Origin of the sequence: Helcococcus sueciensis DSM 17243 (assembly GCF_000423145.1) — a bacterium.
Lineage (GTDB): Bacteria > Bacillota > Clostridia > Tissierellales > Peptoniphilaceae > Helcococcus > Helcococcus sueciensis.
The window spans coordinates 34797-57738 of sequence record NZ_AUHK01000007.1; the positions used below are offsets into that span (position 1 = coordinate 34797).

General features: G+C 28.2%; 20 protein-coding genes. 19 read left to right on the forward strand and 1 reads right to left on the reverse strand.

What is annotated here, in order from left to right:
* The first annotated feature begins 91 nt into the window (after nt 1-91).
* The 14 genes from rsxC to pheS all read left to right on the forward strand — a co-directional run bounded on the left by rsxC (nt 92) and on the right by pheS (nt 15250).
* Nucleotides 92-1408 (forward strand): electron transport complex subunit RsxC, encoded by a 1317-nt coding sequence (rsxC, locus tag G534_RS0103080; protein WP_027347819.1) that lies wholly within the window; start codon nt 92-94, stop codon nt 1406-1408.
* A gap of 8 nt (nt 1409-1416) precedes the next feature.
* The gene (locus tag G534_RS0103085) at nt 1417-2337 is read left to right on the forward strand and encodes an RnfABCDGE type electron transport complex subunit D (protein WP_027347820.1); all 921 of its coding nucleotides are present in this window, start codon (nt 1417-1419) and stop codon (nt 2335-2337) included.
* Nucleotides 2334-3854, forward strand: a complete 1521-nt coding sequence (locus G534_RS08375; RefSeq protein ID WP_051177402.1) for an FMN-binding protein — start codon at nt 2334-2336, stop codon at nt 3852-3854. The genes G534_RS0103085 and G534_RS08375 overlap by 4 nt, the downstream gene beginning before the upstream one ends.
* Nucleotides 3855-3866: 12 nt before the next feature.
* Complete coding sequence (locus tag G534_RS0103095) at nt 3867-4466, forward strand: Rnf-Nqr domain containing protein (RefSeq protein ID WP_027347821.1); 600 nt, start codon at nt 3867-3869, stop codon at nt 4464-4466.
* Nucleotides 4463-5035, forward strand: a complete 573-nt coding sequence (locus G534_RS0103100) for an Rnf-Nqr domain containing protein (protein ID WP_027347822.1) — start codon at nt 4463-4465, stop codon at nt 5033-5035. The genes G534_RS0103095 and G534_RS0103100 overlap by 4 nt, the downstream gene beginning before the upstream one ends.
* A gap of 103 nt (nt 5036-5138) precedes the next feature.
* Complete coding sequence (locus tag G534_RS0103105) at nt 5139-5633, forward strand: hypothetical protein (protein ID WP_027347823.1); 495 nt, start codon at nt 5139-5141, stop codon at nt 5631-5633.
* Nucleotides 5634-5909: 276 nt separating this feature from the next.
* Entirely contained in the window at nt 5910-8054 is a 2145-nt protein-coding gene (gene nrdD, locus G534_RS0103110) for an anaerobic ribonucleoside-triphosphate reductase (RefSeq protein WP_027347824.1), read from the forward strand.
* The gene (nrdG, locus tag G534_RS0103115; RefSeq protein ID WP_027347825.1) at nt 8051-8557 is read left to right on the forward strand and encodes an anaerobic ribonucleoside-triphosphate reductase activating protein; all 507 of its coding nucleotides are present in this window, start codon (nt 8051-8053) and stop codon (nt 8555-8557) included. Before nrdD ends, nrdG begins: the two co-directional genes overlap by 4 nt.
* A gap of 174 nt (nt 8558-8731) precedes the next feature.
* The gene (locus G534_RS0103120; protein ID WP_027347826.1) at nt 8732-9298 is read left to right on the forward strand and encodes a DNA-3-methyladenine glycosylase I; all 567 of its coding nucleotides are present in this window, start codon (nt 8732-8734) and stop codon (nt 9296-9298) included.
* 106 nt (nt 9299-9404) lie between these two features.
* Nucleotides 9405-10376, forward strand: coding sequence for a glycosyltransferase family 2 protein (locus G534_RS0103125; RefSeq protein WP_027347827.1), 972 nt, complete (start codon nt 9405-9407; stop codon nt 10374-10376).
* A 7-nt stretch (nt 10377-10383) separates the two neighbouring features.
* Nucleotides 10384-11874, forward strand: a complete 1491-nt coding sequence (locus G534_RS0103130; protein ID WP_027347828.1) for a hypothetical protein — start codon at nt 10384-10386, stop codon at nt 11872-11874.
* A 45-nt stretch (nt 11875-11919) separates the two neighbouring features.
* Nucleotides 11920-13479, forward strand: a complete 1560-nt coding sequence (locus G534_RS0103135) for an ABC-F family ATP-binding cassette domain-containing protein (protein ID WP_027347829.1) — start codon at nt 11920-11922, stop codon at nt 13477-13479.
* 74 nt (nt 13480-13553) lie between these two features.
* Nucleotides 13554-14066: a hypothetical protein gene (locus G534_RS08380; protein ID WP_027347830.1), complete on the forward strand. Its 513-nt coding sequence runs from the start codon at nt 13554-13556 to the stop codon at nt 14064-14066.
* A 161-nt stretch (nt 14067-14227) separates the two neighbouring features.
* On the forward strand, nt 14228-15250 hold the full coding sequence (gene pheS / locus G534_RS0103145; protein ID WP_027347831.1) for a phenylalanine--tRNA ligase subunit alpha: 1023 nt from the start codon (nt 14228-14230) through the stop codon (nt 15248-15250).
* On the opposite strand, the gene G534_RS08935 is transcribed toward pheS, so the two are convergent.
* Nucleotides 15210-15299 (reverse strand): hypothetical protein, encoded by a 90-nt coding sequence (locus G534_RS08935; RefSeq protein WP_472385518.1) that lies wholly within the window; start codon nt 15297-15299, stop codon nt 15210-15212. The two genes, pheS and G534_RS08935, sit on opposite strands and share 41 nt — an antisense overlap.
* On the opposite strand from G534_RS08935, the gene pheT reads away from it, so the two are divergent.
* From pheT to G534_RS0103170, 5 genes are read left to right on the forward strand one after another with little or no spacing between them, the layout of a single operon-like run.
* Nucleotides 15259-17640 carry a phenylalanine--tRNA ligase subunit beta gene (pheT, locus tag G534_RS0103150; RefSeq protein ID WP_027347832.1) on the forward strand — a complete coding sequence of 794 codons (2382 nt, stop codon included), beginning with the start codon at nt 15259-15261 and terminating at the stop codon, nt 17638-17640. The two genes, G534_RS08935 and pheT, sit on opposite strands and share 41 nt — an antisense overlap.
* A 2-nt stretch (nt 17641-17642) precedes the next feature.
* A complete protein-coding gene (locus G534_RS0103155; protein ID WP_027347833.1) occupies nt 17643-18176 on the forward strand; it encodes a cell division protein ZapA in 534 nt (177 codons plus the stop codon).
* 9 nt (nt 18177-18185) lie between these two features.
* Nucleotides 18186-20534, forward strand: a complete 2349-nt coding sequence (locus G534_RS0103160) for an endonuclease MutS2 (protein ID WP_027347834.1) — start codon at nt 18186-18188, stop codon at nt 20532-20534.
* The gene (argS, locus tag G534_RS0103165) at nt 20534-22228 is read left to right on the forward strand and encodes an arginine--tRNA ligase (protein WP_027347835.1); all 1695 of its coding nucleotides are present in this window, start codon (nt 20534-20536) and stop codon (nt 22226-22228) included. Before G534_RS0103160 ends, argS begins: the two co-directional genes overlap by 1 nt.
* A gap of 8 nt (nt 22229-22236) precedes the next feature.
* Nucleotides 22237-22941, forward strand: coding sequence for a hypothetical protein (locus G534_RS0103170; protein WP_027347836.1), 705 nt, complete (start codon nt 22237-22239; stop codon nt 22939-22941).
* Nucleotide 22942 lies beyond the last annotated feature (1 nt).

The window sequence follows — 22942 nt, forward strand, 5'->3', positions numbered from 1 at the left end:
GATATTTGTTAATTCCAGAAAAATAGTTTAGATTGTGATATAATGTAATAGGCTATAAAGTTAAATATTAATCAATAAAAGGAGATTACATATGGTGTTTAAGAAAACATTTAAACAAGGTCATCATATTCCTGCACATAAGGAAATGAGCCGAGGAAATAAGTACATAGAAATGCCAACTCCAGATATCGTTAAATTACCAATGTTACAACATATTGGGACTCCTGCAAATCCTATTGTTGAAGTAGGAGATTATGTAAAAGTAGGACAAAAGATAGGGGAAAAAGTTGGTGCTATTTCAGCAAATGTTCACTCAAGTGTATCAGGTAAGGTTATAAAAATTGAAAAATCTGCTACTACACGTGGAAATACAGTCTGTATATTTATCGAAAATGATCATAAAGATGAATTGGCTTATGAGTTAATGAATAGAGATTATACAACAATGTCAAATGAGGAAATCATCAATATCATTGATGAGGCTGGTATTACTGGATTAGGTGGGGCATCTTTCCCAACATCTGTAAAATTATCACCAAAAGAAGTGATTGAAGATGTAATTATAAATAGTGCAGAATGTGAGCCATATTTAACATCTGACGATACAATGATGAGAAATTTTTCAGAAGATATTGTAACTGGATTGAAAATTGAAATGAAAGTGGTAAATGCTAAAAGAGGTCATATTTTAATTGAAGATGATAAACCTCAAGCGATTAAAGCGATTAAAGAAGCTGTAAATAACGATCCAAATATAAGCGTAGTTGTAGCTAAAGCTAAATATCCACAAGGTGATGAAAAAAGAGTTATTCAGGTTGCTACTGGAAAAGTTGTACCATTTGGACAATTACCATCAGCAGTTGGATGTATAGTATCAAATGCTACAACTGCATACTCAATTACTCAAGCGGTAGTACATAATAAACCTTTATATGAAAGAATAGTGACATTTTCAGGAGAAGCAATGAAGGCGAAGTTAAATGCTTTGGTAAGATTTGGAACTTCTGTATCATTTGCTATTGAGCATATAGGTGGAATAGATGAAGGTGTATCTAAATTTATTTTAGGTGGTCCTATGATGGGGCTTGCATTAGAAAATTTTGAAATACCTCTTGAAAAACCAACAAATGGTGTTTTAGCTCTTTCTTTAGAAGAAAGTGATTATCCAGAGCAAGAACCATGTATCAAATGTGCAGCATGTGTTGAAGCTTGTCCAGTGTATTTACAACCTTTTAATTTAGAGCAATTAATTAATAATGGTGAAATAATGGAAGCAAAAGCAAATGACTTGATGGCATGTATTGATTGTGGATTATGTTCATATGTTTGTCCATCACATATTCCTCTTGTTGAAACCTTTAGAGAAGGTAAGAGACAAGTAAGAGAATTACATTTGAAAGATAAATAGGAGGAGATATGAAAAAAAGATTAACATTATCAACTACACCTGCTCCTCATATTAGAACTCCAAAAACTACTCAAACTATAATGCTTGATGTGATAATAGCAATGTTGCCAGCATTAGCAGCATCTATTTACTTTTTTGGAATAAGATCACTATTTTTAACTTTGGTTACAGTGGCAGCATGTGTATTGTCTGAATTTGCGATACAAAAAGCTATTCATAAGAGAGTAAGAGTAAGAGATTTATCTGCAGTCGTAACAGGTATGTTACTTGCATTTAATTTACCAGTAGAATTTCCATTTTGGATGGCAATTATAGGTGGAATATTTGCGATTGTAGTAGTAAAAGAATTATTTGGTGGTATTGGTCAAAACTTTATGAACCCAGCATTAGCTGCTAGAGTATTTTTAATGATTAACTGGCCAGCACAAATAGGTACATTTACATATGATGGAGTAGCAGGAGCTACACCACTTGGTGGTAGACCAACTTCACTAATGGATTTATTTATAGGTAATATACCTGGGACTATCGGTGAGGTTTCAAAATTAGCTATACTTTTAGGTCTATTATATATGCTATATAGACAAGTTATTAATTTAAGGATGCCAGTAATTTATGTGGCAACATCAGCAATATTATTCTACATATTGAGATATGATCTGTATGATACACTATATCAAATATTATCAGGTGGTATTATTTTAGGTGCGGTATTCATGTTAACAGACTATTCATCATCACCAATGTCACCACAAGGGCAGATAGTGTATGCAATAGGTGCAGCGATACTGACTGTAGTTATTAGATTATATGGTGGATATCCTGAAGGTGTATCTTTTGCGATTATCATAATGAATGTTTTAGTTCCTACAATTGATAAATATATTAGACCTCATGTATTTGGTGTAAAAGTGGGAGGCAATAAATGAAAAAGACTAGTTCAATAATTATTTTAATTTTATTAATTGCCTTAGGTATAGGATTAATATATGGAACAAGCAATTTACTTGCAACCGTTGAAGAAAAAGAAGGCGGAGTAGTAAGTGAATATGCTTCAGTATATCCTGATGGAGTTGAATTTAATCCTATTGAAATTGAAAGTGAAAATGATTTCAATAAGGTTTTAGAAGTAACAGACGGTTCAAATGTAATAGGTTATGTATTTGATGCTGTTACAGCTGGATATGGTGGAGATTTGAATTTTAGAATTGGAATTTCAAAAGAAGGAATAGTTCAAGGATTTCAACCATTATCACATAATGAAACTGAAGGATTTGGTAAGAAAATAGAAGAATCAGAATTTATTGATGGAGTTAAAGATGTAAATCTTTCTACAGGAAATATAAATTTTGGAGAAGGAAACAAAGATAATGGTGAAATTGTAGCCATATCTGGAGCTACAATCACTACAAGAGCTATTACAGATGAATTAGTGAAAATAATAAATTCACTTTCTAAAATAGATGAAAATATTAAATCTGTAGAAAAAGAAATTCCATATTATGCAAATAAATGGCAAGAACTTTTCAAAAATGCACTTCATATATTTAGTTTTGAAGAATTTAAAGATGAAGATATTTACAATGAAAACTTTAATAGAATTATAAGAGTAAAAGATAAAAATGGTGAAGTAGATTCATATATATTACAATTATCAGAACAAGGATTTGGCGGTTCTATAAACTCTCTAGTTAGAGTTTCAAAAGATTATAGAATATTTAATATTGCATTTGGAGAATTTAATGAAACACCAAATTATGGTTCCTATGCTGATACAGATGAATATAAAGAATTTGTGAAAGGAATTAACTTAGATAAGAATTTAATAACAAAATCAATTAAATTGCTTGAGAATCCAAAACATGAAAAAGATTTATTATTAATTTCTGGAGCAACAGTAACATCTAAAGCATTGCAATCTTCATTAAATGCAGCAATCGAAGGCTTAGTACAATTTGATAAGATAAAGAATGAGGATGATAAATATGAAGCTTTAGATGTTGAAAAATTACTTGCTGAAAATAAGGAAGACAAAGATGTATCATTCGATCATTCAGAATTTGATGTAGAAGAAACTACACCAATTGATGGTGGTAAAAATGATACAGTACTTCAAGTGTCTGTAACTAAAAAAGGCGGAGAGTCAGTAGGTCATATATTTGATTTAGCGACTTCCGGATTTGCTGGAAAAGTTGAATTTGGTGTATATGTAGACAATGATGGAATTATAAAACAAATAGTTATTTATAATCATAATGAAACTGAAGGTTTTGGTAAAGAAATAGAAGAAGAATCATATCAAAAATCAGTAATTGGTAAAGATTTGAAATCTATTGACACTTTCAAAGCAGGCGATAATATAGATGCTATTTCAGGCGCAACAATTACAACTGATGCTATGATAAAAGCATTTAATGCATTATTAGAATCATACAAAGGTTTATAATAGGGGGTTAATATGAAAAGAAAATTAGATAATATTTTAGTTGATAATCCTGTATTAGTAAGAAGCTTTGGTTTTGTTTCAATACTTGCAGCAAGCACAACAGTAAAAGGTGCGTTATTAATGGCTTTAGCAGTTACAGCAATTATGATTGTAACAAGTTTAATAGTTTCGTTATTAAAAAATTTAATCGATGAAAAATTCGAAGATATTATATTATTAGTATTAATTGCAGCATTTTCAGTAGTTGCAACTATGCTTTTAGAATTTTATTATCCAATAACAGTTCCAAAAATGGGACTATCAGTACCGCTAATAGCAGTAAACTCACTTCTATTACATAGATTACAATCTCATGCAATAGGTGAGGGAGTTGGAAGTGCTTTGGCGGGTGCTATTACTGACGGATTTGGATATTTATTAGTAATACTTGTAATGGGAGCTTTTAGAGAATTATTTGGAATGGGTACACTATTTGGAATAAGAATAATTCCACAAAAATTTACTATTCCTGCATTTTCAACTCCAATATTTGGATTTATAATTTTAGGTCTTTTAATAGCATTTAGTAATTGGTATACAAGAAAGACAAAACTTGGGAGGGCTAGAAAATGATATTAATTCAAATAATTATAGCAACTGTTTTAGTGAATAATTTGATTCTTAATCAATATATTGGAATCAATCCAGCTATTGCAGCTTCAAAAAATCATGAATATACAATTACGATGAGCCTTGCAATAATGTTTTTAATGACAATATCAAGTCTTCTTACAAAATTGATTAATGATTATATTTTGTTACCTAATTCACTTGGAGATTTTAAAATATTTGCATTTGTAATAGTCATAGCTTTAGTGATATTTATCGCAAATATAGTTTTAAAATCTGTAATGAAAGAAAGATATACTAAAATGACAAATTTCATGCCTATAGTAGTAATAAATAATCTATTTTTAGGTGTAGCTTTACTTGTGACTCAAGAAGGATTAAGCCTTGTTGAAACTATAGTATATTCTATAGGTGTATCACTTGGATTCATGCTAATTTCTATTATAGTATCATCAATTAATTACAAATATAGACGAGCAAATATGCCAAGACATTTTTTAGAAAAACCTATAACTCTATTAGCTTTAGGACTTATAGCACTAGCGTTTTACGGATTTTCTAGCTTAGTATAAAACACATAAAGAGATGAGTAATCATCTCTTTTTAATTTTTAAATACTTATAGTATAATAAGATAATACATAAAATATATGTCTATGTTTTGGAAGGAGAATTGATGAAAAAAGAAAAAAATTTCAACAAACATGATATTAAAAATGAAAAAGATTTAATAAGAGAAGAAATAAATAGTAAAGAATCTGAAGTTGACGAAATTCCAACGCTAAATACATGGAGTATAATCTTATATTCATTTGGTTTAACTTTTATAGAATTGCTTACTTTTGACTTAGTAATTTCTGATATTAATATTTCTCAATATAGGATGAATATAAGTTTAGGATATATAATTACATTTATAATAATATCTGCAGTAACTGTTGTATATATGGCTGATAGATTCAAAGATTTTAGAGAAGGATTTATTGATTCAAAGACAAACAAAATTTTTATGATGATAGGTATAGTTTCAACAATAATAATTGCAAATGTTTATTTATCAAAAACTTTATTTAGTATAAGTATTTTAACCGTAATAATTATTGCAGCACTTACATTTATATCTGGAAGAATAATAGAGAAAAAAGATAAAGAAAAAAGAAATAATAAATAAAAAAGAGATATTTCAAAATTAATTGAAATATCTCTTTTCGCTATGTAACATGCGCATTTTGCGACTTTTATGTTAAGTAATGTTTATTTTATATATGTAATTACATAGCATAATCTCATCTAAGAAAATCTTAGATTAGGGGCGAGACTATTTATATTATAATAAATAAATAAATATTTTTCAACTATATATATTTTTAAATAATACACAATTTATCGGGTTACCTCTTGAATTAAACACTATATATTGTATAATATTATTGTTGGAGGTATAAATATGGAAGTTATTAAAAGAAATGGAACGATAGCTCAATTTGATAAAGAAAAAATAATAATAGCTATTGAAAAAGCTATGAACTCATTTACTGGAATATATGAGGAAGGACTTGCATTAAAGATTGCAAATGAAATAGAAGAGATAGCTTCAAAGATGGATAGAGCTATTACCATTCATAGCATAGAAGACGAAGTCTATTATAGATTAATTAAATATGGTAATTTAGCAACAGCAAAATCGTATGAATCTTATAGATCTGTACAAGAGTTTAAGAGGAAAATGAATACAATCGATAATGATGTATTAGGTATACTTGATAAATCTAATTCTGAAGTTATAAATGAAAATTCAAATAAAGATGCTAAAATTGTAAGTACTCAAAGAGATTTAATAGCTGGAGAAGTCTCTAAAGATATAGCTAGAAGAAAGCTTATACCAGCAGACATATTATTAGCTCATGATACAGGAGCTATACATTTCCATGATATGGACTACATAATGCAACCAATGTTCAATTGCTGCCTAATTAATTTGGAAGATATGCTAACAAATGGCACAGTTGTAAATGGTAAAAAAATAGATTCACCAAAAAGTTTCCAAGTAGCGTGTACAGTGACTACTCAAATAATTGCTCAAGTAGCATCAGGTCAATACGGTGGTCAATCAATAAATGGGATCGATAGAATTTTAGCGCCATTCGTAAGAAAATCATATAATAAATATTTTGAAACTTCCTTAATAGAACAAAAAGAAGTCTATGGAATAGAACCAGATATTGAAAAAGCTAAAAAAATTGCGTGGATGCGTACTAAAAAAGAAGTCAAAGATGGTATACAAACGATTCAATATCAAATTAACACATTAATGACTACAAATGGTCAAGCTCCATTTGTAACTTTATTCATGCACTTTTTACCTGGATTTGAATTCGAGAAAGAAGCAGCTTTAATCCAACAAGAAATATTAGAACAAAGATATCAAGGTATAAAAAATGAGGCTGATGTATTTGTTACACCTGCATTTCCAAAATTAATTTATGTACTAGATGAACACAATGTACATCCAGACTCGAAATATTACTACTTAACAAAACTTGCTGCAAAATGTACTGCAAAGAGAATGTACCCAGACTATGTTTCTGCAAAAAAAATGAAGGAATTATATGAAGGAAATGTGTTTTCACCAATGGGCTGCAGATCATTTTTAGCACCATGGAAAGATGAAAATGGGGATTACAAATTTGACGGAAGATTTAATATGGGAGTTGTAAGTTTAAATTTACCGCAAATAGCCATACTAGCAAATCATAGTGAAGAAAAATTCTTTGAAATACTTGAAAAACGTCTAGAACTTGCTAAAAGAGCTTTATTGCTTAGATATGATTTATTGAAAAATGCAACAAGTGATGTATCTCCAATTCACTGGCAATATGGTGCTCTAACAAGACTAGATAAAGGTGAAAAAATTAAGCCATATCTTGAAAATGGATACGCAACCATTTCTCTTGGATATATTGGGATATATGAAGCTTCTGTATTAATTACAGGGAAGTCTCATACTGAAAAGGGAAATGATTTTGCACTTAAAGTTGTTAGAAGATTAAGACAAGCGACAGATGCTTGGAAGAAAGAAACAAAACTTGGTTTTGCGCTTTATGGAACGCCAGCAGAAAGTTTAACACATAGATTTGCATCAATTGATAGAAGAAGATTTGGGGAAATTAAAGACGTTACAGATAAAGGATATTACACTAATTCATATCATGTGGATGTAAGAGAAAATATAACAGTATTTGATAAATTTGATTTTGAATCACAATTCCAAGAATTATCAACTGGTGGTATGATTTCATACGCAGAAATACCTAATATGAATAATAATATCGAAGCGGTTGAAACTTTGGTAAGATATATTTACGATCATATAATGTATGCTGAATTTAATACCAAATCTGATTATTGTCACGAATGTGGATTTGATGGTGAAATCAAAGTAAATGAAAATAATGAATGGGAATGTCCTAATTGTCACAATACTAATAAAGATAAACTTACAGTTATTAGACGTACATGCGGTTATTTAGGAGAGAATTTCTGGAATGAGGGACGTACTAAAGAAATAAATGCGAGGGTTTTACATATATGAGAGAATATGGTAATTACGCTCAAATAAGAAAATATGATGTGGCAAATGGATTTGGAATAAGAGTATCAATATTTTGTACAGGCTGTACACATAAATGTCCTGGATGTTTCAATGAGCTTTATCAAGACCCAAATTATGGTGAAAAATGGACACAGGAACAGACTAATTTAGTTGTAGAATATATGAAGGATACAGCCGTAAAAGGATTAACATTACTTGGTGGTGAACCATTCCAAAATACATGGCTAGTTGATGTAATACGTGAAGTAAAAAAACAAACAAATAAAGAAATATGGGCGTATTCAGGATATACATATGAAAAATTAATTGAGGATAAAGATAGACTGGAAATGCTAAAAGAATGCGATATATTAATCGATGGGCCATTTATACAGGAATTAAAAGATTTGAAATTAAGATTTAGAGGATCTTCAAACCAAAGGGTAATCGATGTTCAGAAAACGTTAGAAACAGGAAAAGTTGTGGTATTGGATATTGATTAAATAAAAAATAGATTGAAGAACATTACTATTTTAGTAGTGTTCTTTTGTGATTGAATAATAAAAATATAATCTAAAATTGAAAATTAAAATTAAACTGTTATGATATTAAGGTTAAATTTCATTTTTATTTATCCTTATTTTTTGATAAGCTATTATTGATATAAAGGAGTTGACATGGACGATAAAAAAAGATGCCCTTGGGCTGACTCGACTGATAGCATGAGAGAATATCATGATACAATTTGGGGAAGAGAAGAAAAAGACGAAAGAAAAATGTTTAGAATGCTAGTTCTTGAAATGTTTCAAGCAGGATTATCATGGCAAACTATTTTAAATAAAGTAGAATATTTTGATGAAGCATTTGATGATTTTGATATTGAGAAAATTGCCAATTATGATGAGTCAAAGATAGAAGAATTAGTTAATAATGAAAATATCATTAGACATAGAATGAAGATTGAAGCTACTATCAATAATGCGAATAAAGTTATTGAAATTCAGAAAAAATATGGTTCTTTTTCAAAGTTTATTTGGAGATATGTAATAGATACTCCGATAATAAATCCATGGTCTGAAATGGAAGAGGTTCCATCACAAAATTATCTTTCCGATAAAATAACTCATGATTTGAAAAAATTAGGATTTAAGTTTTTAGGAAGCACAACTATTTATTCATGGCTTCAAGCAATAGGAATGATAAACGACCATTTACTTTCATGTGATTTCAAATACATTGATTAGAACAATATAGTTTATTATTGACAAAAAATCAATAATAAACTATATTTTTGTAGATAAATAAAATATATAAAAATAAGGGTTAAAATATTTTATATAGGAAGTTTGTATGGAAAAGAAAATATTATGGATTGTAATTCCTTGTTACAATGAACAGGAAGTCCTTCCAATAACAGCTCCAATGTTTTTGGAAAAATTAAATAGGCTTATTGATTCAGGTAAAGTTTCTAACAAAAGTAGAATACTTTTTGTTAATGATGGTTCAAAGGATGAAACCTGGGAAATTATTAAGAATATATCTAGACAAGATAAGCATTTTTTAGGCATTAGTCAAAGTAGAAATAGAGGTCATCAAAATGCAGTTTTATCTGGTTTGATGGAAGCAAAAGATTACGCAGATATCACAATTTCAATCGACTGTGATGGTCAAGATGATATTAACGCAATGGATGAAATGATTGAAAAATATATGGATGGATATGATGTCGTTTATGGAGTTAGAAATGACAGAACTTCAGATACAATTTTTAAAAGATTTACTGCACAGACATATTATAAATTATTAAACAAACTTGGAGTTGAAGTTGTTTATAATCATGCAGATTACAGACTTATAAGCTCAAGAGTTTTAAATGAATTTAAGAACTTTAAGGAAGTAAATATATTTTTAAGAGGATTAATACCATTAGTTGGATTTAAGAGCACATCAGTTTATTACAAGAGAAATGAACGCCTAGCTGGAGAAAGTCATTATCCTTTATTTAAGATGATTGCTCTTGCGGCAGATGGCATAACAAGTCTTTCAATAAAACCTATTAGATTTGTAACTACACTTGGAATAGTGATGAGTTTTGTTTCATTTTTAGGAATAATATGGGCAATTATAACTGCTCTTACAGGAAATACTGTAAGTGGTTGGGCTTCACTTGTTTGTATAGTTTCACTTATTGGTGGATTGCAACTATTTTCTTTAGGAATAATTGGTGAATATGTAGGCAAGACATATTTAGAAACTAAGCAAAGACCAAGATATATTATTTCTGAGAGAACATATGAACATACACAAAATATAAAGGATTAGACGACTTATGAAGAAAATTAATAATAGATTGATAGATATTTTTAATATAATATCAAGAGGTTTAGCTTTTATATTTTTAGCTATATTAGTTACTTTTTTATTATTTGGTTCTGTACATATTCAAATTAATGAAAAAACAGAATTTATATTTTGGAAGTTTGGTTGGGTATTTTTTTTATTTGGACATTTGATAGCTATACTTTTGATTCGAAAAAATTATAGAAAAATTAATGAAAAGCTATTTTTTCTTATACTTTCTGCAATTTATTTACTAATTGGAATGTATATAATATATTTTCTAAGTTTTAGAATTAGAGCAGATGCATGGATTACATATACTGCAGGAAATGAAATTAGAAATGGAGATTTTTCAAGATTTGCAAAAACAGAATATCTAGGATATTATCCTCATCAGCATGGAATGGTGTATTATAGCTATTTACTTACAAATATCATTGAAACTTCAAAGATATTATTTAGTGCAAATATGTTAGAGATTATTGGAATAAACTATTTTATTTATAAGATTACAGATACGCTTTTTGATTCTGATAAATTGAAGAACTTATTAGCTATTTATTTATCATTTGCATTTGTACAACAATTGATATTCATAACTTTTCCGTACAATTTAATCCCTGGATTTTTATTTATGATAATCGGACTTTATTTTGTTATTAAATTTAATCAAAATAAAGGATATAATAATTTGATTTTTGCGATACCATTTCTAATAATTTCTTGTTTTATTAGATCAAATTATATTATCGTTGTAATTGCAATATTTATATATATCTGGATTACAAATGTAAATAAATTAAATTCACTTAAATTTTTGATTGCATTTTTAATTTTTAATCAAATATTTTCTTTTTCAACTAAGAAATTTACAGAAAATCTTACAGACTATGAAGTAAGTTCTGGTGCTCCTAAAATTCTATGGATTGCAATGGGAACAGATCCTGAAAATTGGAGAATTGGACCAGGTTGGTATAATGGATTTAATAAAACTGTAATGGAAGAAACCGATTACGATTTTGATAAAGCAGGGAAAATTGGAAAAGAAAAATTAATAGAAAATTTAAGATATTATATTTCAAATCCTAAATCTGCAGGGAAATTTTTTGGAATAAAATTTCTAACTACATGGGCTGAAGCTACTTACGAATCTGTTTGGAGTGGACCACATATTAAATATGAGCAGGAAAATAATAGTAAAATATTAAATTCATTATTTAATGAGGGGAATATATACTGGGTAATGTATAATTATATGAAATCAATACAGTTTCTGATATATGCATTAAGTTTATATTACTTATTTAATAAGAATATATATAATAAAAATATTTCAATTTTCTTTATATATTTCTTAGGCGGAGTGGTATTCCATCTTATATGGGAAACAAAGAGTCAATACGTATATCCATATGTAATTCTTTTAATACCTATTGTTTGTGAAAGTCTAGGATATGTATTTAAGAAAAAGAAAATCTAAAGAAAATATTGTTTTAACATTACTAAAATATACTACGGAGGGAAGATGAGTATTTTATCAGTTTCAAATCTTTCGCATAGCTATGGAGGGAGAGAAATACTTGAAAATGTAAATTTTAGATTATTAAAAGGAGAGCATGTTGGTTTAATAGGGCCTAATGGTGAAGGAAAATCGTCCTTTATGAATATTATAACTGGTAAATTAATACCAGATAATGGAACTATTGAATGGGCAAAATATGTTAAAGTAGGGTATTTAGATCAATTAGCATCATATGACAAAGATGTGACAGTAAGAGAAGTTCTTCAAGATGCTTTTTTAGATTTGTTTGAGAAAGAAGCTCGAATAAATGAACTTTATATGGCTATGGCAGATGCTAGTGAGGATGAATTAAATGAAATGATGGAAGAAGTAGGACTTCTTCAAGATATAATAGAGTCGAGAGATTTTTACGCAATTGATTCCAAAGTTGATGAAATTGCACATAGTATGGGAATCATAGATTTGGGATTAGATACTAAATTTTCGGATTTATCAGGTGGTCAAAGATCTAAGGTGCTTCTTTCAAAATTATTATTAGAAAAGCCAGATATTTTAATGCTTGATGAACCTACAAACTATTTAGATGAAGATCAAATAGAATGGCTTAGAAGATATTTACAGAACTATGAAAATGCATTTTTACTTATATCACATGATATAGAATTTTTAGATTCAGTAATAAATTTAATTTATCATGTTGAAAATAAAGAATTAAATAGATATGTTGGAAATTACTCAGAATTTGAAAGATTATATGAGTTGAAGCAAAAACAAATTGAAAATGCATACAAAAAACAACAACAAGAGATTAAAAGACTTGAAGATTTTGTTGCAAGAAATAAAGCTAACATTGCTACACGAAACATGGCGATGTCAAGACAAAAAATTCTTGATAAAATGGATAGAATTGAATTACAAAAAGAAAAGCCTAATCCAGAATTTGAATTTAAAGAGATAGGATCTACATCAAGATTAATATTTGAAACTAAAGATTTAGTAATTGGTTATGATAAAGATAATCCACTTACAAAACCATTAAATTTAAGAATGGATAGGGGTGATAGAATAGTAATAACTGGTATGAATGGTTTAGGTAAAACTACTCTGGTTAGAACTATTTTAGGTGAAATACCACCATTATCTGGAGAAATTCATTTTGGACAAAATCTAAATATAGGGTATTTCAAACAAGAAGAATCCTATGGAAAAGAAACAGGTATAGAAGATTTTTGGGATGCATTTCCATCACTATTACAAAATGAAGTAAGAGCAGCACTTTCAAAATGTGGTCTTACGACTGAGCAATATGAATCACAAGTCAAAGTTCTTTCAGGTGGGGAGAAAGCTAAGCTTAGATTATGTAAAGTTATAAATAAGCCTACAAATATAATAATGCTTGATGAACCTACGAACCATTTAGATCAAGTTGCAAAAGAAGAGTTAAAAAGAGCGTTGAAAGAATATAATGGTGGACTATTTTTAATTTCACATGAAAAAGCTTTTTATGAAGATCTTGCATCAAATATTTGGGATATGGAAGAATTTAGTTTATTATTCAAATAAAAGATAACTTTATAATATTTTAATATATGTTATAATATGATATGTTTATAAGCAAAGATTTAAGAGAGGAAAATATGAAGAAAAAATTAATAGTTCTATTAGGAGCAATCGTATTTTTAGTTGCTTGTAATAAGAATGTTGAAACAGAAAAAGAAACAGTTCAAGAAACTGTAAAGGAAACAATCCAAGAAACTGAAAAAGAAACAGAAAAAGAAACAGAAAAAGAAACAGAAAAAGAAACTGAAACAGAGAAAGAAACAGAAAAAGAAACAGTTCAAGAAACTGAGAAAGAAACACAATCAGAATCTGACTTTGAAAATCCAATACCTGATCAATTTACAATTGATGATTTTGAAAATAAAGAAGATTATATTATATATAAATTAAAACCAATTACAAATATAAAAAATTTATCTGTTTTAGCTACTGGTAATGAAATAAATATAAATGGAATTTTAGCGGAAGAATACCAAGTATATGAAGATAATTCAGGCCACATAGTAACACATGGATATTATGCGGTAGATAATGCAGGTGTTATTTATGAGAATGATATAATCACAAATCAATGGAATGAAATTGAATAATTGATAATATAAAAAAATATTTATAAAATACTACAATGAAATTAAATTTGTAGTATTTTTTTTATCTTAAATAAAATATTTAAGTAAATATATAATACATAGCTTTTATATAGTAAATATCGCCATTTAATGATATAATTAATAAGATTATGGAGGTAAATATGAAAGAAAGATTAGAAGAAATTAAAATTAAATCACTTGAAGCCATAAAAACCGCAAAAGAAGAAAGTGGAGTTGAAGAATTAAGGGTAAAACTTCTTGGAAAAAAAGGAGAATTAACACTTTTACTTAAAGAAATGGGCAAACTTTCTAAAGAAGAAAGACCAGTAGTTGGTAAAATTGCAAATGAAATTAGAAAAGAAATTGAAAAAGCAATAGAAGAAAAAAAAGAAAGCTTTAAGTGGGAAAAACTTAGAAAAAGACTAATAGATGAAAGAATTGATGTGACAGCATCAAAAGATGAAGTGAAATTGGGTCACAGACATCCACTTAATCAGACAATGGAAGAGTTAGAAAATTTATTTAGATATATGGGATTTTCAGTAATTGATGGACCAGAGATAGAAACGGTTGAAAATAATTTTGACAAATTAAATTCACCAAAAAACCATCCTTCCAGAGACTTAAGTGATACATTTTATATAGACAAAGAAACATTACTTAGAACTCATACATCTCCAGTACAGGTACGTACTATGCTTAGCCAAAAACCTCCAATAAGAATGGTTTCAGCAGGACGTACATTTAGATTTGATGAAGTGGATTCAACACATTCACCGATGTTTCATCAGATTGAAGGACTTGTAGTTGGTGAAAATGTTTCAATGGCAAACCTAATAGATACGATAAATGTATTTATTAAGGAGTTATTTGGAGAAGAATTTGAAACGAGATTTAGACCACACTATTTCCCATTTACAGAACCATCAATGGAAGTTGATGTTTCATGTTTTAATTGTAAAGGAAAAGGCTGTGAAGTATGCCATAATACAGGATGGTCAATGGAACTTTTAGGATGCGGTATGGTTCACCCACAAGTGCTTGAAAATTGTGGAATAGATAGTGAAAAATATACTGGATTTGCATTTGGTATGGGTGTAGACCGTATAACTATGGTTAAATATGGTCTTGATGATATAAGACTTATTTATGAAAATGACAAGAGATTTTTAGAACAGTTTTAGGGGGATAGATGTTAGTACCAGTAAAATGGCTTAGAGAATATGTAGATATTAAAGCTGACACAAAAGAAATAGCAAAAAAAGTAACAGATTCTGGTTCACATGTTGAATCCATTAGAAGATATAGTGGATTATCTAATTTAGTTGTAGCTCAAATATTAGAAATAAATAAGCATGAAAATGCAGACAATCTTTCAATTGTAAAACTTGATTTAGGAAGTGAAGAATTAGAAGTTGTAACAGGTGCAAAAAATATGAAAGTTTCTGACAATGTAGTACTGGCAAAAGTTGGTGCAACATTACCAGGAAATATCACAATTGGTGTAGCTGAGTTTAAAGGAGTAAAATCTCCAGGAATGTTATGTAGTTACAAAGAACTTGGTGTAGCAGATAATTTAGCGCCTAAGAACTATGAAGATGGAATTATTATTTTAGGAAATGAAGTAGAACCTGGTGATGATGCAATAAAGGTCTTAGATTTAGATGATGATATTATTGAATTTGAAATAACACCAAATAGACCTGATTGCCTATCTATAATAGGAATGGCAAGAGAAGTTGCTGCAGTATATGAAACAAAAATTCAAGAACCATCTAAAAAATTAGAAAAAGAAGAAGATTCATATGAAGATTATTTCAATGGAGTAGAAATACAAACAGAAAATTCTAAAAGATTTTTATCTGCAGTAGTTAAAGATATAGTTATAAAAGATTCACCACTATATATTCAAAATTACTTAAGAAATGCAGGTATGAGACCAATATCCAATATCGTAGATTTTACGAATTTTGTTATGTTAGAGTATGGACAGCCTCTACATGCATATGATTTGGATACAATTGACGGAAAGAAGATTATAGTTCGTCAAGGTAATGATAATGAAACTGTTAAAACAATAGACCAAAATGAAAGAAAAATATCATCTTCTGACATAGTAATTGCTGATGGGAATTCAAGAGCTATAGGTATTGCAGGAGTTATGGGTGGATTCGATACAGAAGTTACAGATAATACTAAAACTATCTTAATTGAATCAGCTAATTTTAATCAAGAATCTATAAGATTAACTTCAAAGAGATTGGGATTAAGATCAGAAGCTTCATCAAGATTTGAAAAAGGAGTTTCTCCTGTTACAGCAGAACTTGCTATAAAAAGATTTTTAAAATTAATTGAAGAAACTGACTCAGGAGTTGTAGTTTCTGGAATAGAAGATTCTGGAGATTTTAATGAAGAGAAAATAACAGTAAGTCTATCCAATAAAGCTTCAAACAATCTTTTAGGCATAGAATTAAGTCCAGAAGAAAGTAGTAAATATTTAAATTCTTTAGAAATAGAAACTAAAATAAGTGGTGACGAAATTTTAGCAACTATACCATATTTCAGAGAAGATTTGAGAATAGAAGCTGATTTAATTGAAGAAGTTGGAAGACTATATGGATTCCATAATATCAAACCAAAATCACTTGTTGGAGGATTAACTCAAGGAGTAAAATCTGAATTAAGAATTTTTGAAGATAAAGTTAGACAAGAAATATATTCATTAGGATTTTCTGAAATAATGACATATTCATTTGTTTCAAGAAAACAATATGAAAAATTAAATTTAAAAGAAGATGATAAAATACAAAATAGCATAGAAATATTAAATCCGTTGGGAGAAGATTTTTCAGTTATGAGAACTACCCTAATTGGAAATATTTTAGAAGCTATAAGAAGTAATCTAAATAAAAAACAATATGATTTAAGATTTACAGAATTAGGAAATACATTTACAAAAGAAAATGATAATATAATTGAAACTAAAAAATTAGTAGTTGCTTTAGTTGGAGATTATGATTATTACTATCTAAAGGATGTACTGGAAAAATTATTATTAAAACTAAATATAATAAATATAAGATTTGAAAGAGAAGAAAATAATCCTATATTCCATACAGGGCGTTGTGCAAATGTAATAAAAGATGGTAATTTATTAGGTACAATAGGAGAAATAAGTCCTATGGTACTAGATAATTTTGAAATTAATCAAAGGGTTAATTTATTCGAATTAAATGTAGAATTATTAAATAGTTTGAGAGAAGAACTTGTACAATACAAAAAAATATCTAAATACCCGCTAGTAGAAAGAGATATAGCGTTTGTTATAGATAAAAGTGTAGAATCACAATCAATAATTGATGTTATAAAAGAAAATGGTGGGGACTATCTAAAACTAGTTAAATTATTTGATACTTATGAAGGTAATCAAATTGATAAAGGTAAGATATCTTTAGCGTATAAATTAGGTTTCCAATCCGATGAATATACATTAAAAGAAGAAACCGTAAAAGAAGCGTTTAACAATATAGAAAAAGGATTAAAAGAAGCATTTAATATTGAAATAAGGAGATAATTATGAGTAAGAATAGCTATGAAATTAATATAAATGGAAATAATTATCTTCTTAAGACAGAAAGAAGCAAGGAAGAAACTGACAAGATTGTAAATTATGTAGATAGGGAAATAGAAAAGGCAAATAATTCTTTATTAAATAAATATATTAATCCCACAATGTCAGCAACGCTTGCATGTTTAAATATAGCTGATGATTTATATAGAGTAGGAAAAGAGTTTGAAAATTTAAGAGAAATTTCTAAAGAACCTCTTGAAAAATATGAACCACTCAGAGATGAATTTGAAGAGTATAAAGAAAAGCATAAGGATGCAGATCAAAAAATAACAGATCTTTTAGAAAAGCTTGATAAACTAGAAACTAGTATTGAATTATTGACTATAGATCGTGATAAATATAAATTAGAATTAGATAGACAAAACAATATTGTGAAGAAAGCTAAAGAAGATAATGAAATTTTACGTAGCAATCTTCTCGAACAAGAAAAATTGACTCTCCAAACTAAGAAACAATTACAAGAATTATTAAAAAGATAATGGAGAAAAATGGAACAAAACACAATTAACACATTAGAATGGGTTAAAATACAAGAAAAATTAATAGAATATTGTGCATCTAATCTAGGTAAAGAAAAAGCTTCAAAGATAATGCCATTATATGAGAAGTCTAAAATTGAACATATGTTAAATAAGACAGAAGATGCAATTGAGCTTATAAGAAAATTTTCATTTCCACCTTTATATGGTATTCATGATTTAAAGTCGATTGTAAAAAGACTTAAAAAACAAGCGATACTCGAAAATTATGAATTTATGCAAATAGCTGATTCACTCAGAGTATCACAAAGTCTTAAAGATTATAAATCAGAATATGAAGGTGAAAATATAATATCAGTTCAAATAGATAAGCTTTATACCAATATCAGGATACAAAGAGAGATTGAAAGAATTATAGTAGATGATGAGACTATTGCTGATGATGCTTCAAGGACACTTTATAATATTAGAAAATCAATAAAAGATAAAGAAGATGAAGCAAGAGCTAAATTACAATCTATGGTAAAAGGCGACAATATAAATCTTCAAGATGGTTTTATAACTATGAGAGATGGAAGATATGTAGTTCCTGTAAAGGCTGGAGCTAGATCAAAGGTTCCAGGAATTGCACATGATTTGTCATCTTCTGGACAAACTATATATATCGAACCCATGGAAATTGTTGAAATCAACAATAAAATTAGAGATTTAGAAATTGAAGAAATTGAAGAGATTAGAAGAATACTTAAAGAACTTTCAGAAATGGTATTTATGTATCATGAAGAAATTGAAAATAATCAATATCATTTAGTAGATTTAGATTTTACATTTGCAAAGGCAAAATATGCTTTAGATATGGGATATCATAGACCTTTAATTAATGATGAAAAAATTATTGATATAAAAAATGCAAAACATCCTCTATTAAAGGGAGAAGTAGTTCCTATAGATATAAGATTGGGCGATACATTCAAGGCTTTAGTGATTACAGGTCCAAATACTGGTGGTAAAACTGTATCATTAAAAACTTTAGGTTTAATAATTCTAATGTCTCAAGCAGGACTATTTATACCAGCGGATGATTTCTCAAAAATAAGCATTTTTGATGAGATATATACTGATATAGGAGATAATCAAAGTATTGAACAATCTTTATCTACATTTTCAGCATCAATGAAAAATATAGTTCACATATTAGAACATGCAGATGAGAATTCTTTAGTATTATTTGACGAGCTTGGAAATGGTACAGATCCGGTAGAAGGAGCTGCTCTTGCCATGGCAATCATCGATACATTGGTAAAAAGAGGAACATTGCTTGTTTCGACTACTCATTATAGCGAGTTGAAGCTATATGCAATGTCAACGGAAGATGTACAAAATGCAAATGTAGAATTTGACGTAGAAACTTTATCACCAAAATATAAATTAACAATTGGTAGACCAGGTAAATCAAATGCTTTTGAAATCTCAAAAAGACTTGGACTAGATAATGAGATATTGAGAATAGCTGGAACATATTTATCTGAAGAAAATAAAGATTTTGAAGATATAATAGCAAGTATTGAAGAAGATAAATCTGTATTGGAAGCAGAGATTAGAGAAACAAATAAAGAAAAATTAAGATATAAAAAATTAATTGAAGATTTTAATAAAGATTTTGAAAATAAAAAACAAAAAGCTTTAGATGAAGTAGAAGAAGCAAAAATTGAAGCACGTAGAATATTAGAAGATGCTAAAAATGAATCTAAAAATATGCTAAAACTTGCAAAATCAAAAAGCAAATCTCAAACCGCAGATATTGATAGAACTTATACTAAAATTAATGAAAAGTATAAAGATATTAGTGGTCAATATGAAAATAAATCAAAAACAAAAAATAGAGTTAATAAAAATCTAGACTTGAAGCTTGGTGAAACTGTAAGAGTTATTTCGATGAATGATTTAGCTACCGTTCAAACTTTACCTGACAATAAAGGAGATTTGATGGTTCAAATGGGTATATTAAAATTTAATATACATATAAGTGATATTGAAAAAACTGATGAAGACATCCAAAAAGAAAAATCTAAGTCATCTTACAGAAAATTAATGATGAATGCATCGGATAGAAATACAAGTCAAGAAATTGATTTAAGAGGATTAAATGTCGAAGAAGCAAGGATTGAAATAGATAGATTTTTTGATACTTCATCTTTAATAGGCATGAAAAAGGTTTATTTAATACACGGAAAAGGAACTGGAGCTTTAAGGTCTGGTGTAATTGAGTATTTGAAAAAATCAAATTATGTAAAAGAATACAGAATAGGAAATCATGATGAGGGAGGAGCTGGTGTTACAGTAGTGACACTAAAATAATTATGGATTATAAATTAGAAATTAGTAATTTGCTTGGAGGATTAGATATTGGTTTATCTCAGGACGAAATATTAAATCTAATAGAAGTACCTAAAAACAAAGAATTGGGAGATTTTTCTTTTCCGACGTTTAGATTAGCTAAAACAATGAGAAAAGCTCCTAATATAATTGCTGAAGACTTAGTAAGTAAGATACAATCAGAATTATTTAGCGAAGTTAAAACAGCTGGACCCTATATCAATTTTTATTTAGATCAAACTAAATTTAATCAAATAGTACTTGAAAAGGTGTTTGAAGAAAAATATAAATATGGTTCATCAAAAATGGGTGAGGGAAAATTAGTTACTATTGACTATAGCTCTCCAAATATTGCTAAACCTTTCCATATAGGACATATAAGATCTACCGTTATTGGAGATTCATTAAAGAGAATATTTAGATTTTTAGGTTTTACTGTAGAAAGTATTAACTATTTGGGAGACTATGGTACACAATTCGGAGTTCTTATTTCTGCGTATTTAAAATGGGGAGATAAAGAAGTCATAGATAAAGATCCTATTAGAGAATTGTTGAAATTATATGTAAGATATACAAAAGAGTCAGAATCAGACCCTGCGTTAAAAGATGAAGCAAGAGCATGGTTCAAAAAACTTGAAGAAAAAGATGAGTTTGCTCTAGAAACTTGGAGATGGTTTAAAGAAATAAGTTTGAAAGAATTCAATCGTGTATATGACATGTTAGGAATTGAATTTGAATCTTATAATGGGGAATATTTCCATGCACAATTTATACCTGAAATTAGAGAAGAAATTGAAAAGTCAGGTCTATTATATGAGTCAGAAGGTGCTCAAGTAATAGATATGGGTGAAGAAAATCCACCAGCAATGATTTTTAAGAGTGATGGATCGTCTTCATATATTACAAGAGATATGGCTACTGCAAGATATAGAAAGCAACATTATGATTTTTATAAAAATATATATGTTGTAGCTACTCAACAAAATCTTCATTTTATAAGTTTATTTAAGATTTTAGATAAAATGGGATATGACTGGGCAAAAGATTGTGTTCACGTATCATTTGGAATGGTAAGTGTTAAAGAGGGGACATTATCAACTCGAAGAGGAAATGTAATCTTTTTAGAAGATGTATTGAATAAAGCTATTGAGAAGACTGAAGAAATAATTGCAGCAAGAAATCCAAATCTTGAAAATAAAGATGAAATTGCTAAAGATGTAGGTATTGGAGCTGTAAAATTCCAAGAATTATTCAATCAAAGAGTAAAAGATTATGTTTTTGACTGGGATCAATTATTAAACTTTGAAGGTGAGACTGGTCCTTATGTACAATATGCACATGCAAGAGCAAATCAAATTTTAGAAAAAATAGATATCGAAATTACTGATGATGTTGATTTTTCTTTATTAAAGGAACCGCAAGAAATTGAATTAATTAAATCAATATACAATGCTCCTGAAGCTATTATTCAAGCTATGGAGAAATATGAGCCATTTATAATTACTAGACATGTTACAGAAATAGCACAAAAATTCAATTCATTCTATAATAGTATTCATATTTTGAATTCTGAAGAAGAAGAGAAAAAAGCTAGAGCATTATTAGTATATGCAACAAAAGTGACAATTCATAATTTATTAGATTTATTAGGAATTAAATCACCTAATAAAATGTAGGAGGATTAATGAATATTATTTCTGACGTAATAAATGTAAATAAAAGTGCATTAAACAAAACATTTAAAAATCTAAAATATATACCTCTATTAGCATTAGTTATTTTAGGATTAACTGTAGCTGAATTTTGGGTTCAAACATTACTATCCGGATTTGATGGTGGAATAAATTTTTTATTAGGATTCGCTAGATATATCGTATCCATAGTCTTTGGTGCTGCTTTAATTGGAATATTATATGATTTAGTCTTATATAATAGATTTAGAATAAATGGAATTATAGATGGTTATAAAACATTTTTTGGACCATTTTCATCAGTTATGTTTCCATATGTGTTATTAGAATATCTATTTTTATTTTTAGGAACAACAAGTTCAATATTCAATATGATAGGAACTTTAATACTGTTTGGAATCATGTCATTATTATATGAAGAAGTGTATATTGCTAATAATTATGGGGTAGAAGCTTATTCACATATATTATCTTTCTTAAAAGAAAATATATTACACTGGATAATTCCATTAGTATTTTATGTTTTTTTACAATATAGAATGCAATTTGTAGGATTAGCAATATTTAATATCTCATATTTAGTACAATCATTAGTATACTCATTACTTCTTGCATTTATATATTTATATAAAGGTTATTTATTTACTATACTTTATAACTCATCAAGAAGAAAAAGAGAATTTGAAGGGATGTTTTAAT